General features: G+C 70.9%; 9 protein-coding genes. 2 read left to right on the forward strand and 7 right to left on the reverse strand.

Features of this window, described 5'->3' with window-relative positions:
* Window positions 1-15: 15 nt before the first annotated feature.
* From IEY99_RS20300 to IEY99_RS20325, 6 genes are all read right to left on the reverse strand, one after another.
* Window positions 16-1554, reverse strand: coding sequence for a SagB family peptide dehydrogenase (locus IEY99_RS20300; protein ID WP_189205436.1), 1539 nt, complete (start codon window positions 1552-1554; stop codon window positions 16-18).
* Between the two features lie 17 nt (window positions 1555-1571).
* Entirely contained in the window at window positions 1572-3539 is a 1968-nt protein-coding gene (locus IEY99_RS20305; protein WP_189205438.1) for a TOMM precursor leader peptide-binding protein, read from the reverse strand.
* A gap of 1 nt (window position 3540) precedes the next feature.
* The gene (locus IEY99_RS20310; protein WP_189205440.1) at window positions 3541-5586 is read right to left on the reverse strand and encodes a TOMM precursor leader peptide-binding protein; all 2046 of its coding nucleotides are present in this window, start codon (window positions 5584-5586) and stop codon (window positions 3541-3543) included.
* A gap of 144 nt (window positions 5587-5730) precedes the next feature.
* Window positions 5731-5904, reverse strand: coding sequence for a thiomuracin/GE37468 family thiazolyl RiPP peptide (locus IEY99_RS20315; RefSeq protein ID WP_229798995.1), 174 nt, complete (start codon window positions 5902-5904; stop codon window positions 5731-5733).
* 499 nt (window positions 5905-6403) lie between these two features.
* On the reverse strand, window positions 6404-7318 hold the full coding sequence (locus IEY99_RS20320; protein WP_189205442.1) for an acyl-CoA thioester hydrolase/BAAT C-terminal domain-containing protein: 915 nt from the start codon (window positions 7316-7318) through the stop codon (window positions 6404-6406).
* Window positions 7319-7323: 5 nt separating this feature from the next.
* The gene (locus IEY99_RS20325; protein WP_189205444.1) at window positions 7324-8436 is read right to left on the reverse strand and encodes a thiopeptide maturation pyridine synthase; all 1113 of its coding nucleotides are present in this window, start codon (window positions 8434-8436) and stop codon (window positions 7324-7326) included.
* A gap of 169 nt (window positions 8437-8605) precedes the next feature.
* Between IEY99_RS20325 and IEY99_RS20330 the strand changes: the two genes are divergently transcribed.
* Complete coding sequence (locus IEY99_RS20330) at window positions 8606-9811, forward strand: macrolide family glycosyltransferase (RefSeq protein ID WP_268245132.1); 1206 nt, start codon at window positions 8606-8608, stop codon at window positions 9809-9811.
* A 4-nt stretch (window positions 9812-9815) separates the two neighbouring features.
* A complete protein-coding gene (locus IEY99_RS20335; RefSeq protein ID WP_189205448.1) occupies window positions 9816-10592 on the forward strand; it encodes an FkbM family methyltransferase in 777 nt (258 codons plus the stop codon).
* A gap of 71 nt (window positions 10593-10663) precedes the next feature.
* Here the strand turns inward: IEY99_RS20335 and IEY99_RS20340 are convergent, their stop codons facing one another.
* The gene (locus tag IEY99_RS20340) at window positions 10664-14554 is read right to left on the reverse strand and encodes a DNA-directed RNA polymerase subunit beta' (RefSeq protein WP_189205450.1); all 3891 of its coding nucleotides are present in this window, start codon (window positions 14552-14554) and stop codon (window positions 10664-10666) included.
* Window positions 14555-14576 lie beyond the last annotated feature (22 nt).

The following is a 14576-nucleotide window of genomic DNA, read 5'->3' on the forward strand; positions in this document are numbered from 1 at the left end:
CGCGCAACGACTCCCTCAGTACGTGATCGGCAGGCCGACCTGGACCCCCGGCCGGTTCCGGGCGACGGCGATCTGGAAGAACGGGGTGAGCCCGGCGTCCGCGAGACCCAGGATCGAGGCCACGCCCGCCGCGTCGTAGCCGTTGTGCACGCGGGCCGAGAGCCCGCGCGCGGCACTGCGCACGCAGATGCGCTGGGCGACGACGCCCGCCTCGATGTTGACCATGCGGTAGGCGCGGTTGCCGAAGGTCCGGCTGGCCGCGGCGTAGTCCGCCGACAGGTACAGCACGACGGCCGCCGACAGCAGGTTGATGTTGGGCACCGGCAGGGCGCCCTGCAACTGCCGGGCGACGTTGCCCTCGCGCACCGGGTGCAGGCCGCCGTGGTCGGGACAGAACCGGTAGATCCCGGCGGCCAGGCCCTCGACGTCGAGGACCACCACGTCGAGGCTCACGCCCGGCACACCCGTCCCGGCCCGCAGGTCGCTGCGGTACGGCACGACCGCCGACCCGGCGATCTCCCAGAAGACCGAGTTCGGCAGCGTACGGGCGACCGGATGGAACAACACGTTGCCGGAGTCGCGGGCCCGCAGGGCGGCGCCCAGCTCGACGCCGGGAAGCCCTCCGGGCGGCATCGCGAGCGTGGTGCCGCCGACGGCGCACCCGGGCGCGGCCGGAGGCACCGCCGCGACCTGGTCCTCGTCGTCCAGCAGGCAGTTCTCCGCGATCGACCGGAACAGCGGGTCGTGCGGGTGCGCCGGTCCCTCCGGGCGGACGTAGGGCAGCGCCAGGTCGGGCAGGTCGTCCTCGACGGGGTCGGGCCGCGCCCGCTCACCGGCCGGATCGGTGCCCGGGTAGAGCGCGAGCGCGGCGAACAGGTGCTCCTCGGCGCGCGGGAAACCGAGCAGACGCCCCGCCCGGCGGTCGAGGAACCGGTAGCTCGCCTCGCCGCGCAGCCCGAGCCGGTCCGCCACCAGCAGGGCGTTGCCCAGCACCATGCCGGCCTCCTGGGCGCAGAGCCGGTAGGCGTACCCGCGGTACTTGAAGGCGTTCTTCCAGAACAGCGACGACAGCAGGAGCACACCTCGCGCGCCGTCGAGGCGCGCGCCGAGGATCCGCGCCAGCTCCGCCCGGAAGTCGCCGGGCCGGATCAGCGCGAGGGCGTGGTGCAGGGCGTCGTAGTGGTAGACGCCCGCGGGCCCGTCCGACTCGGGAAGCCAGAGGTACAGCTCGGTCGGGAAGTAGCAGCGCGCCGACGGGACCGTCCGGTGGTACGGCCACACCGCGCCGGGCCCGACGTCCCAGCGGGAGAAGCCGTACGTGTAGTACAGCAACGTCGACAGCCGCCGGTCGTCGAGCGGGCCCTCGCCGTCCGCCGCGATCTCCTCGGGGACGGCCTCCGGCAGGCTCCGGCGCGGAACCTGCCGGTAGACCTTGAACGGCAACGGGTCGGGGCCGGCCGGTGCCTGCCGCATCGCCTCCGCGAACAGGTCCGCGGCCTCGTACACGGTGCGGCGCAGATAGCGCTCGCCGATCTGGAGGTCCTGGTTGCCCATCACATCTCCCGCGCGGGTCAGGGGAACGGATGCGGATGCGGGTTGATGTCGGCGTCGGTCAGCGGCCGGTCGTAGTAGCCCAGTTCCTGCGGCACCCGGTACAGACGCGCGAAGCCGCGGTCCCGGCGCCGCGCGTGACCGAAGGTCATCGGCAGGCAGCCGGGAATGATGACCTTGACGCAGCGGAAGTCACCGGCGCGGTGCTCGGGCGTGGTCTGGTCCACGGCGATCACGTCGAGGCCGCTGCGGCGGTACCGCTCGACCGTGTCCGTCAGGTCGCGGGTCAGATCCGTGTGCCTCGGCCGGCGGTAGTAGTCCGCGAACGCCTCCTGGAACGTCTGCCGCCCCGGCGAGCCGAGGAGGAAGTCGAAGCGGTCGAAGACCTCGGGCGCGCCGTTGAGCGCCGCATGGTCCTCCATGGACACCACCTCGTACGGGTCGGCGAGCATCCGTTCCACCCGGGGCCGTTGCTGCCGGTGGAACTCCGCGGGCCGGCTGACCAGCGGGCCGAGCTCCATGAGGGCGTTGCGCAGCGCCTTGACCGGGTCGAGGTGCGAGCCCGACGCGCAGAGGACCTGCGGCATGTCCGGCATGCCGCGCCGGTTGACGGCCATCACCCAGAAGGCCGGGATGCCCTGTTCCACGGTGATGTCGAAGGCCTCGATCGAGTATCCGGAGAAGCTCTCGATGCTGCCGACGATGAGCGGGATGCTGGGATCCGGCGCCGAGCGCACGTCGATCCGCGGGGCGGGAAGCCGGGCGTACCAGGTCATCAGGAACGCGTCCCGCTCGGCCACCTCGAGGATGCCGTACAGGATGGCCTCCTCGAGGCATCCGCCCAGCGCGCAGCCGTTCGAGATCTCGTACACGAACGGATGGTCCCGGGTGTTGCGGTAGACCGTGCCGTAGTACGCGTAGTTCTCCGGCACGAGGATCGCCCGCCGCTGCCCGAGCGACCAGCCCCAGACCCAGTTGAAGACCATGTCGTGGTGGTAGCGGGGATACGGGAAGCCCGGCCGGTCGTAGAGCTCGTCGGCGTGCAGCCCGAGCACGGTCGGGTCCAGCGCGTCGCCGCCGAGCTCGCGGTAGCTGGACCGCACCACGGTCCGCTTGCCGCCCGGCTCGATGCCGCCGTACCGTTCCACGCCCTCGGCGATCGCGGTGAGCTGGCTCGCGGCGAAGTTCGTCTGGTGGCCGTAGCCGACCTCGGTACGCGTCGTCGCCCGCAGCCCCATCGGTGAGCTGGCGCTGGGGAAGACGCTGCGGCCCTCCTTGTAGACCGCCCGCAGGAGGCCGGCCTCGCGGTCCACGTACACCCGGTGCAGCCGGTCCTGCTCCCCCGCCAGCGAACGGACGCGGTAGACGTCCGGAGCCACCTTCGGCCGGGGCACGAGCTCGACGACCGCGGCCTCGCGCGAGTCCTCCGGCAGCCGGCCGCACCGCTCGCACAGCGGATCGGGCAGCCAGTGGTGGGTGCTCGTGCGCAGGCTGTCCAGCGCCACCCGGATCATCGGTCCGGGGTCGGCACCCGCGGCGATCCGGTCGACCTCCCGGCCGATCAGGGTCGCCACCAGGTCACAGGCGAGGGCGGTCAGCCAGGCCGCGCCCATGGCGGCCATCCGCGACGGCTCGGCGTCGAGGGCCTTGCCGAAGTCGCCGACGTCGTTGCGGGCCCGCAACCGGCGGCCCTCGACGCAGACCAGGCAGCCGTCGTCCACAGCGGACAGCACCGGGCCGACCAGCGCGGCGCCGGGCACCACGTACGCCGGGAGCAACGACACCTCGTTGTCGAGGCACCAGTCGTTCCAGACGCGGTGCTGCTCGCGGTCCCACCCGTCGTGGACCAGGACGAGGACGTCGACGGACCGCTCGTCGCGGTTCGCCGGATCGAGGCGTCGCACCCGGTGCTCCGGCGACAGCAGAGCCACGGCGGCGTCGTGGAGCATGCCGCTTCCGGCGACGCCGACCCGCATTCCTCCGGTCATGTCAGCGTCCCCCGGTCATGACGACGTTCACGACGTACGGCAGCACCTCGTGCATGACGGGATCGTGGTCCAGCGGCACGGCGACCGGCCGGTGCCCGCCGTCCCGGAAGCGTGCGAGCAGCTCCCGGCGGATCCGCGGCCACTCCCGCACCGCGACGTCGTCCCGTTCCGCCGCGGCACCGCGCAGGTTGGCGGGCAGGCGGGGCAGCAGGCTGGGACCGTCGATCGCGTACGCGGGCCACTTGTCCGCCTCCGCCTGGTGGTGGCGCAGCGCCTGCTCGAGGACCGCCTCCACCAGCGCGGCGCGGTCGTAACCCGAGGCGGAGCCCACCGACGTGGTGCCGGTGCAGGCGATGAGGGTGGGCACGCCGAGGGAGCCGGTGACGTCGTACACGGTCACGTCGAGGCCCAGGACGTCCAGCATGTCGAGGAAGCGCGGGACCAGCTCGGTGCGGCCCGCCGCGGCGACGTCGACGCGCGGGAACGGGCGCACGGCGTCCCCGATCTCCGCCAGCGTGATGCGGTTGGCCCAGCCCAGCAGGCCCCGGCTCACCGCCTCGTCCCAGGTGAACCCGGAGCCGAGGCCGGGCGCGTCGTCCACCGTCGGCAGCGCGCCGCGCAACACCGGGAAGACCTCGGTCGCGGGTACGGCGCACACGTCGTCGCCGAGCAGGTCCAGCCCCCGGACGCGCGTCTCGCCACCGCCGGCGCCGACCAGCTGCGGGCGGCGTACGGCGCTCGCCGCGTACAGCTCGCAGGCGCGGCGGGTCGCCCGGGCCCGGGCCTCGGTGAAGTCGGTGGCCACGGCGACGGCCGCCAGGCGCTCGCGGTCGAGGTCGGGCCGCAGCAGGGCGTCGGCGTACTCGGCCCGGGACACCTTCAGCGGCAGCTGGCCCCAGTCGCCCTCGTCCAGGCTGCCGAGCAGGCCGGTCCGCTCGTCGAAGCAGGCGGCCGCCGCGGTCGAGAACGCCTCGGCGGAGATCTCGGGTCCCTCGGCGAGGCGCCGTACGGCCGCGAGGAAGTCGGCGTCGCTCCGCACCGGCTCGATGCCGTGGATGGTGCACAACGGGTGCGCGGTGACCGGATGGCCGGCGCTCTGCAGGGTCTCCAGATCGATCCGGACCATGGCGCCGGCCGTCTCGACGGGTCCGGCGCCGGTGAGGTGCTTGAAGACCTCGAACGCCGCCTGGTGCGCGACGACGGCGGCGGTCGGGCCGGCCAGGAACTCACTGGTCGCCGCGTCGGCACGGTCGGCGAAGCCGCCGCCGTTCCCGCGGCTTCCTGCTGCGCGTCCCAGCATGCGCAGCCACGCGCATTCCCAGCAGGCACCGGCGGCGCCGGCGACGAGGGGGCCGACCCAGGCCTCGTCACCTGCCAGGACGGCCTGGATTGCGACGATGCCCCGCTCGCGGCAGGCCCGGTTGAGCGCGCGCGCCCGGTCGAGCATCGGCTTGTCGGACACGTGGATCACGACGTCGGCGCCGTCGAGGTCGGGCGTGGCCTGTTCGGTCAGCGACTGCCGGGGGTCGCGCCGGCGGGCCCGCTCGACGTGTTCGGCGATGCGCTGCCGGTCCGTGGCGGCTTCGCCGGTGACGGCCAGGCGCACCTGGCGGGCGCCGGTCTGCAGGCACGCCTGCACCGCGGCGACGAGCGAACGCCCGGCCCCGACGAGCAGGATCGTGCTTTCCCGGAATTGCTGGAACCGGTAGCCGGCCGAGTCCTGGTAATAGTCGATGAAGGCGATCTCGGACTCGTACGCCGCGAGCTCCCCGGCGTCGAGATCGTGGTCGCGGTCGGCGCCGGCGTCCTTGACGAAACCCTTCTGGAGCAGCCCGGCGATCAGGTTCTCGACCATCCGACGGCGCTGCTCGGAAAGGCCCGCGGTGATCTGTTCGAGCGTGTGTTCGCCGGTGAGGAACGGCGCCAGCTTGTCGACCCACTGGTAGACGTGCCTACCCTCCAGCGTGAGGGTTCCATGATTGCTGACGAAATAGATTCCCTCGGCCGAGGGAAGGTATAGCGTGTCATTCTTCAGCTTCGGCTTCACGCGCTCCATCCAGGGACTTCGCTCACGGTGCTGCTCGTGGAATTCGGTGCGAGCGCGGGGCTCACGGCAGAGAAAAATCGCGCTCGGCGACGCCGTGAACCCCGCACCCGTCCGTTGGTGTCAGCGAGTTTCCTCGCGGGCGGGTCAGCCGCAGGGGCAGCAGCAGCAGCTGCAGGTGCAGCAGCAGCAACCCGCGGAGGCGCCGACCTCGGTCATGCCGTGCCCCATGCCCAGGGACTGCAGGTCGGCGTCGGTCTCACCCTCGAAGGCGAGGCTCTCCACCTCGAGATCCTCGAGGTCCAGCTTCAGATCTTCCACGTCATTCTCCCATCGCTGGTAGTGAATGAAAGCCGCCGTGATCTGCCCGGGTCGCCACGGCGACGCCACCATTCCTAACACGACAGTCGCGGCTATGTCAGCCTTGTCGATCCACAAAGTTGAATTTTGTTTTCTGTCATGAATAGGCAGCACGGAAAGCGCGATTCGGCAGGGCGCCGGTCGCGCTTTCTCAGGGCAGGGCGAAGCCGCACGGCGCCGCGCGGGGCGCCGATGTCGAAGCGTGATCTCATTCCGCAAGGGCGGAACGGGGCAGGCGGTTCGACGACTGTCGAAACTCACACCCGCTTCGCGAATAGTCGCGGGAAAACTCGGCTACAAGGAGCAGCCGGACGTGCCGATCGGAACCATATGCTCCCCCGATGTCTGGCTCGATTCTTGTACAGCTTGTCAACGATGTTGGACACCGTCAAGGTCGGTGACCCACTCCACAGCTTTCCCACAGGCGCGACCCTCCACACAGGCTGGTGCGTCCCTCCTGTTAGGACACACTTCGCAGCACGTCGAGCACACGAGGCCAGCATTCGCGGCTGGCCCGCTCGTCCGAGGCCACGGTGCCGCCCATGAGCAGCCGGTCGAAGCCGGCCCGGCGAGGCCGTGACGCGGTGCCGGGCACGCCCAGCAGGTGGCCCGCGTCGCGCATCAGCACGTGCTCGTACGGATACCGGTGCCCGTGCCGCGAGAGCCGCTCGGCGATCAGCGAGCCGAAGAGCTCCGACGGCCAGAGCTGGTCCCGGCCCCCGCTGAGCACCAGCACGGGCCCGCCGATGCGCTCGACCGGGATCGTCGCCGCCGCGACCGCGGAGCCCTGGCCCATCGCCCGTTCGAACAGCGGCCGGAAGGCGGTCGGCCGCCCGCGGACGAAGGCGGCGAACAGCTCCCCGTCCGCCGGCGTGGGCGGCGCCATCGGCACGAAGGGCACCGGTGCGCCGCCGCGGCTCCACGACGAGCGCGGACCGCCGGTCGCCAGCCGCGGATCGGAGGGAGTCGCCTGCCAGGCCACGCTGCTCGGCACATAGGCGACCACGCCCCGGACCCGGTGCGGCAGGGCGGCGGCGAGCAGCAGCGCGAGCTCGCCACCCCGGGAACGGCCCAGCACGGACAGCCGGTCCGGGTCGGCCTCGGGCCGCCGCGACAGCCAGTCCAGGGCTCCGGCGAAGTACTCCAGCGGGATTTCGACCAGGTCCGGCGGCAGCGGCGCCGTACCGAAGTAGGCGACGGCCAGCGCGGCGAATCCCGCCCGGGCCAGCAGCCCCGCGGCGAAGGCGGGCACGGAACCCTCCGAGCCGCCCACCACGAGCACCGCGGGATGCGGCCCCGGCGCTGCCGGCGCGCAGAGCACGCCGATCAGATCGGGGCGGGAGACCCGCACGGAGACGATGTCCGTCACGCGCACGCCGCTCACCGGCGCGGCGGGCCGGACGCGACGAAGTCGCCGGCCGAGATGCCGTAGTGCTCCTCCACCGCGTTGGCGACCAGATGGCAGAGCAGGAACCGCTCCACCGGCCGTACGCCGATCCGGTTCAGGTGCAGATAGAGGTAGTTGAGGGCGAACCGGAACGCCAGGAAGTCCGGATCGCGCTGCAACGCCTGCATCGCCCCGCCCGGACCCTGCAACTTGCGGTGGAAGTCACTGTGCCGCAGCATCTCCGGGTTCCAGCCCTCTCCCTCGCCACCCGGTCCGGCGGCTCTCTCCGCCGCCGCGAAGGAGAGCTCTCCGGAGGCGATCAGCCGCTCGGCGACCTCGCGATACCGCCGCAACACGGCGAGCCAGCCGGCGACGAACGGCACCGGCTGGCCGGGGCCGTCGAGACCGTCGAGGACCGTGACCAGGCGCTCGCGCAGCGCCGGCGCCTGGGCGCGATATCTGTCGTCGCACGACGCCCGGCGCGCGCCGGGATCCGGAGCGCGCACGATGAAGCCCTCGGCGTGCGACCGGTACGAGATGAAGCCGCGGTCGATCCCCGGCCACATCGCGTGCGCCGTGGCCACCATCAGGTCGAACGCGAGGGCCAGCCGCCCGCCGCCCCCGCGGACGTGCGCGAGCGCGCCGAACACCAGCTCGTTGGTCTCGTGGTAGAAGTCCTCGAGCAGCTCGGCCGCCGCCTCGCTGCCGAGCACGGGGATGCGCCGGTCGTACGGAGCCCATTGCAGCGAGTTGTCCGGGTGGAACGGGGACAGCGGCCCCCACTCCTGCTCCTGCGGCGCGAGCACCTCGTGCACCGCGAGAAGTTCCCGCTCGTCGAGCACGGCGGTCGACGGGGAGGCCGCCAGGTAGCGGGAGACCGCCCGCTCCACCGCCGGACGGATCACCTCGCGGAAGGACCGGTCCGGTGCGCGCACACCCAGCCGCAGGTGCGGTCCCCGGAGCCAGTGCCGGGTCACGACGAGACGCTCCGCGTGCGGGGCCAGCTCGGCGAACAACGGGCGTACGCACTCGAGGAGCAGGCCGTCCTTGTTCTCCTCGTAGTAGTAGAGCTGAACCCCGTGCCACCTCGACGAATCTTCACTCATGACGTAGTCCCCCCGGGCCGGAATCGGCGTCGACTGGTGCGGCGAGTCAATCAAAGGAAATCCGCGGTGTCCAAACAGCACGGTCCACAGAGGCGGGCGGAAGGTGGCGGTGAGCCATCGACGACCGTACGATGGCCCGCAACCGGACACGTGCCTGATCGGGGGAAGCATGGCACGACATTTCGCTTTTGTGCCCCTGGCGGCGCATGGTCACGTCAATCCGACGTTGGCGCTGGCCGAGGAGCTCGTCGCCCGGGGCCACCGGGTCACCTATGCCACCAGCGCCGAGCACGCGGCGGCCGTGGCCCGCACCGGCGCCGCCGTGGCGGAGCTTCCGTGGCAGGCCGAGCTCAGCGCGATGGCGGGCAGCGGATACACCGCCGACAACATGCTGGCGATGATGGCCGCGGGCGTCACGGAGCTGACCGAGACCTTCGACGCCCTGGTGGCGGCGTTCCTCGACGACCGGCCCGACTGCGTGTGCTTCGACATCATGGGCCTGCCCGGCCGGGCGCTGGCGGACCGGCTCGGTGTGCCGGGCGTCGCGCTGGCCCCCAACATGGTGGGCAACGCCCACTTCTCGCTGCAATCCGTGATGTGGCCGGCGGATCTCGACCCGTCCGACGCCCGGCTCGCGGCGGTCGGGCGGCAACTGGCGGTCTTCGCCGCCGAGCAGGGGATCAGCCCCGCGTCGGTGCAGCCGCTGTCCGCCCGGGTGCCGTTGCACCTCGTCTTCGTCCCCCGGGCCTTCCAGATCGCCGGAGACACCTTCGGCGCGCAGTTCCGGTTCCTCGGCCCCTCGCTGCCGTCCTCGGCACCGTCGCACGGCTGGCGCCCGGGCACCGACGACCGGATCGCGCTGGTCTCCCTCGGCACCGTCTTCAACGATCGGCCGGATCTGCTCCGCGTCTGCCTCGACGCCTTCGCGGAGAGCCCGTGGCACGTGGTGCTGGCGACCGGCCGGTCCGCCGTCCCGGGTCCCTTCCCGGCCAACGTCGAGGTGCACCGGCACGTGCCGCAGGTCGAGGTGCTGCGGCACGCCTCGGTGTTCGTCTCGCACACCGGCATGGGCTCCACCATGGAGGCGCTGCTGCACGGGGTGCCGCTCGTGTCCCTGCCGCAGACTCCGGAGCAGGCGCTCAACGGCCGGCGCGCGGCGGAGCTGGGCCTCGGCCTGGCGCTGGAAACCGAGAAGGTGACCGCCGGGACGTTGCGCGACGCGGTCGACGAGGTCGTCGCGGACGCCGGCATCGCGGCGAACCTGCGGCGCTGGCGCGCGGAGCTGCGGGCCGCCGGCGGCGCGCGGGCCGGCGCCGACGCCCTGGAGGAGTTCCTCGACCTGCGCACCACCGCGCTGTCCCCGACCGGAAAGTGACGCGATGACTGCTCTGCACCTCGTCGAGGTCGCCGGCGAGCTCACCTGCTACACCCCTGCCGCCCGGAATCCGTTTCTCTCCGAAGCCGACCTCATCTACGAGGAGGTCTTCCGCCGGAACACCTACCTGCGCCGCCTGAAGCCGCTCGCCCCGGATCCGTTCGTCGTCGACGCCGGTGCCAACATCGGTCTGTTCACCCTGTTCCTCAAGCGCCACTATCCGGGGGCCTCCGTGGTGGCGGTGGAACCCATCCCGTGCAACGCCGAGGCGATCCGTGCCAACCTGCGGCTCTACGGCCTCTCCGGCGTCGTGGTGCACGAGGAAGGACTCTCCGACCAGGCGGGGACCGTCGACTTCCACTACTTCCCGGCGATGCCCGGCAACTCCACGGCGCATCTGGGCGGCAAGCTCGCCGACCGGGACACCATCGCCGCGTACGTCGACCGCGACCTGCTCGACCAGGTCTACCGCTACGAGACGGTCCGCGTCCCGGTGCGGCCGCTCTCCGAGATCCTGCGCGAGTCGGCACCCCCGGAGCAGCCCGTCGACCTGGTCAAGATGGACATCGAGGGCGGCGAGGAGGCGGCGCTCGACGGCATCGCCGAGCGGGACTGGCCGCGGATCCGCCAGCTCGCGCTCGAGGTGCACAAGAGCCGGGAGACGCTGGACCGCCTCACGGAGAAGCTCCGCGGCAAGGGGTTCGCCGTCACGGTCCAGGCCGCGGACGGCACCCCACAGGGCATCGACAACCGCCTGCTCTACGCCAGCCGGCCCGGCTGACCGCCGCCCGGCCCCGGAAACGCGAGTGGGGCGGTCGCGTCACGCGACCGCCCCACTCGGTGTTCACAGACTCAGCGGTACGACCCGAAGTCGAAGTCGTCCAGCGGCACGGCCTGCCCGCTGGCCGGCCCGAAGCCGTAGTCGGTCTCGGGGTACCCGGTCATCGAGTACACCTTGGCCTTCGCCTCCTCGGTCGGCTCGACCCGGATGTTGCGGTACTTGCTGATGCCCGTACCGGCCGGGATGAGCTTACCGATGATGACGTTCTCCTTGAGGCCGACGAGCGAGTCGCTGCGCGAGTTGATCGCCGCGTCGGTGAGCACCCGGGTGGTCTCCTGGAAGGAGGCCGCCGAGAGCCAGGAGTCGGTCGCCAGCGAGGCCTTGGTGATACCCATGAGCACCGGACGACCGGCGGCGGGCTCGCCGCCCTCGCCCACGAGCCGGCGGTTCTCCGACTCGAAGAGCGCCCGGTCGACCAGGACACCCGGCAGGAACTCCGAGGCACCCGAGTCGATGACCGTCACCCGCTTGAGCATCTGGCGGATGATGATCTCGATGTGCTTGTCGTGGATGAGCACACCCTGCGAGCGGTAGACCTCCTGGACCTCACTGGTCAGGTGGACCTGGACCGCCCGCGGACCCATGATCCGCAGGAGCTCGTGCGGGTCGATGGTGCCCTCGGTGAGCTTCTCGCCGACGTTCACGTGGTCGCCGTCGTGGGCCCGCAGCTTGACGCGCTTCGAGATCTTGTCGTACACGATCTCGTCGCTGCCGTCGTCCGGGATCACGACGATCTTCCGCGAGCGCTCGCCGTCCTCGATGCGGATGCGGCCCGGGGTGTCGGCGATGGGCGCCTTGCCCTTGGGCACGCGGGCCTCGAAGATCTCCTGCACACGCGGCAGACCCTGGGTGATGTCCTCACCCGCGACACCACCGGTGTGGAAGGTACGCATCGTCAGCTGCGTACCCGGCTCACCGATGGACTGGGCGGCGATGATGCCGACCGCCTCGCCGATGTCGACCGACTTGCCGGTCGGCAGCGACCGGCCGTAGCAGGCCGCGCAGACGCCGAGCTTCGACTCACAGGTGAGCACGCTGCGGACGCGGACGTTCTCGACGCCCGCGGCGACCAGCTTGTCGACCAGGATCGAGTTGAGGTCGTCGCCGCGCGACACCACGCGGTTGCCCTGCGCGTCGTCGATGTCGTCGGCCAGCGTCCGGGCGTGCACGCCGGTCTCGGCGTGCGTGTGCACGACCAGGGTGCCGTCCTCCAGCTTGTCCGCCACCTGCATCGGGATCGCGCGGTCGGTGCCGCAGTCCTCCTCGCGGATGATGACGTCCTGCGAGACGTCCACCAGACGCCGGGTCAGGTAACCCGAGTCGGCGGTACGCAGCGCGGTGTCGGCCAGACCCTTACGGGCACCGTGCGTGGAGATGAAGTACTCCAGCACGGTCAGACCTTCGCGGTACGACGACGTGATCGGCCGCGGGATGATCTCGCCCTTGGGGTTGGCCACCAGACCACGGATCGCGGCGATCTGCCGGAGCTGGAGGAGGTTACCGCGGGCGCCGGAGTTGATCATCACCCAGAGCGGGTTCTCCTGCGGCAGCGCCGTCTCCATCTCCTTGGAGATTTCCTTGGTCGCGTTGGTCCAGATGTCGATGAGCTCGCCGCGGCGTTCCTCGGCGGTCATCAGACCCCGCTGGTACTGCTTGTCGATGCGGTCCGCCTCGCCCTGGTAGCGGGCGATGATCTCCGGCTTGCGCGGAGGACCGATGACGTCGCCCATGCCGATCGTCACACCGGACCACGTGGCCCAGTGGAAGCCGGCCTCCTTGAGCGCGTCCAGGGTCGCGGCCAGGGCGACCTTGGGGAAGCGCTCGGCGAGGTCGTTGACGATCGCGGAGAGCTGACCCTTGCGGATCTCGTAGTTGACGTACCGGTAGCCCGGCGGCAGCGTCTCGTTGAAGATCACCCGGCCCAGGGTGGTCTCGACGAGCACGGGGTCGCCCTGCTGCCAGTCCTCCGGGGTCTCCCACGGGGCCTTGCCGGCGCCGTTGTCGACACCGACCACCTCGCGGAGCCGGATCTTGACCGGCGCCTGCAGGTGCAGCTCGCCGTTGTCGAACGCCATCCGCGCCTCGGCGTCGGAGCTGAACACCCGGCCCTCACCCTTCGCGCCCGGCGTCAGGTGGGTCAGGTGGTACAGCCCGATGACCATGTCCTGGGTGGGCATGGTGACCGGCTTCCCGTCGGCCGGCTTGAGGATGTTGTTCGACGAGAGCATCAGGATCCGGGCCTCGGCCTGCGCCTCGGCCGACAGCGGCACGTGCACCGCCATCTGGTCACCGTCGAAGTCGGCGTTGAACGCCGTACAGACGAGCGGGTGGATCTGGATCGCCTTGCCCTCGACCAGCTGCGGCTCGAAGGCCTGGATGCCGAGGCGGTGCAGCGTCGGCGCGCGGTTCAGCAGCACGGGGTGCTCGCTGATGACCTCTTCCAGGACGTCCCACACGACCGGGCGCTGCCGCTCGACCATGCGCTTGGCCGACTTGATGTTCTGCGCGTGGTTGAGGTCCACCAGGCGCTTCATCACGAACGGCTTGAACAGCTCCAACGCCATCTGCTTCGGCAGGCCGCACTGGTGCAGCTTGAGCCGGGGGCCGACGACGATGACGGAACGGCCGGAGTAGTCGACGCGCTTGCCCAGCAGGTTCTGCCGGAACCGGCCCTGCTTGCCCTTGAGCATGTCGGACAGCGACTTCAGCGGGCGGTTACCCGGGCCGGTGACCGGCCGGCCGCGGCGGCCGTTGTCGAACAGCGCGTCGACGGCCTCCTGCAGCATCCGCTTCTCGTTGTTGACGATGATCTCGGGCGCGCCCAGGTCGATCAGGCGCTTGAGCCGGTTGTTGCGGTTGATGACCCGGCGGTACAGGTCGTTCAGGTCGCTGGTCGCGAAGCGGCCACCGTCGAGCTGCACCATCGGGCGCAGGTCCGGCGGGATGACCGGGACGCAGTCCAGCACCATGCCCAGCGGCGAGTTGCGGGTGTTGAGGAACGCGGCGACGACCTTGAGCCGCTTGAGCGCACGGATCTTGCGCTGGCCCTTGCCGGTGCGGATGATCTCGCGCAGCAGCTCGGCCTCGGCGTCGAGGTCCATGTTCTCCAGCAGCGCCTTGATCGCCTCGGCGCCCATGCCACCGGTGAAGTACTCACCGAAGCGGTCCCGCAGCTCGCGGTAGAGCAGTTCGTCGGTGACGAGCTGCTTCACGTCGAGCTTGCGGAAGGTGTCGAGCACCTCGTCGAGCCGGTCGATCTCGCGCTGCGCCTTGTCGCGGATCTGGCGCATCTCGCGTTCGCCGGCCTCCTTGACCTTGCGGCGCACGTCCGCCTTGGCGCCCTCGGCCTCCAGCTCGGCGAGGTCCTGCTCGAGCTTGGCGGCGCGCTTCTCGATCTCCGAGTCGCGGCCGTTCTCGGACTGCCGCTTCTCGGCGAAGATCTCGTTCTCGATGGTGGACATGTCGCGGTGACGCGCCTCGGCGTCCACGCTCGTGACCACGTACGAGGCGAAGTAGATGATCTTCTCGAGGTCCTTGGGCGCCAGGTCGAGCAGGTAGCCCAGCCGGCTCGGCACACCCTTGAAGTACCAGATGTGCGTGACCGACGCGGCCAGCTCGATGTGGCCCATGCGCTCACGGCGGACCTTGGACCGGGTCACCTCGACGCCGCAGCGCTCACAGATGATGCCCTTGAACCGGACCCGCTTGTACTTGCCGCAGTAGCACTCCCAGTCCCGCTGCGGACCGAAGATCTTCTCGCAGAAGAGTCCGTCCTTCTCGGGCTTGAGCGTGCGGTAGTTGATCGTCTCGGGCTTCTTGACCTCGCCGTGCGACCACTGACGGATGTCGTCCGCGGTGGCCAGGCCGATGCGCAACTCGTCGAAGAAGTTGACGTCGAGCACTTGGACTATCCCTCGTGTTTCG

Origin of the sequence: Couchioplanes azureus (assembly GCF_014648355.1) — a bacterium.
Taxonomy (GTDB): Bacteria; Actinomycetota; Actinomycetes; order Mycobacteriales; family Micromonosporaceae; genus Actinoplanes; species Actinoplanes azureus.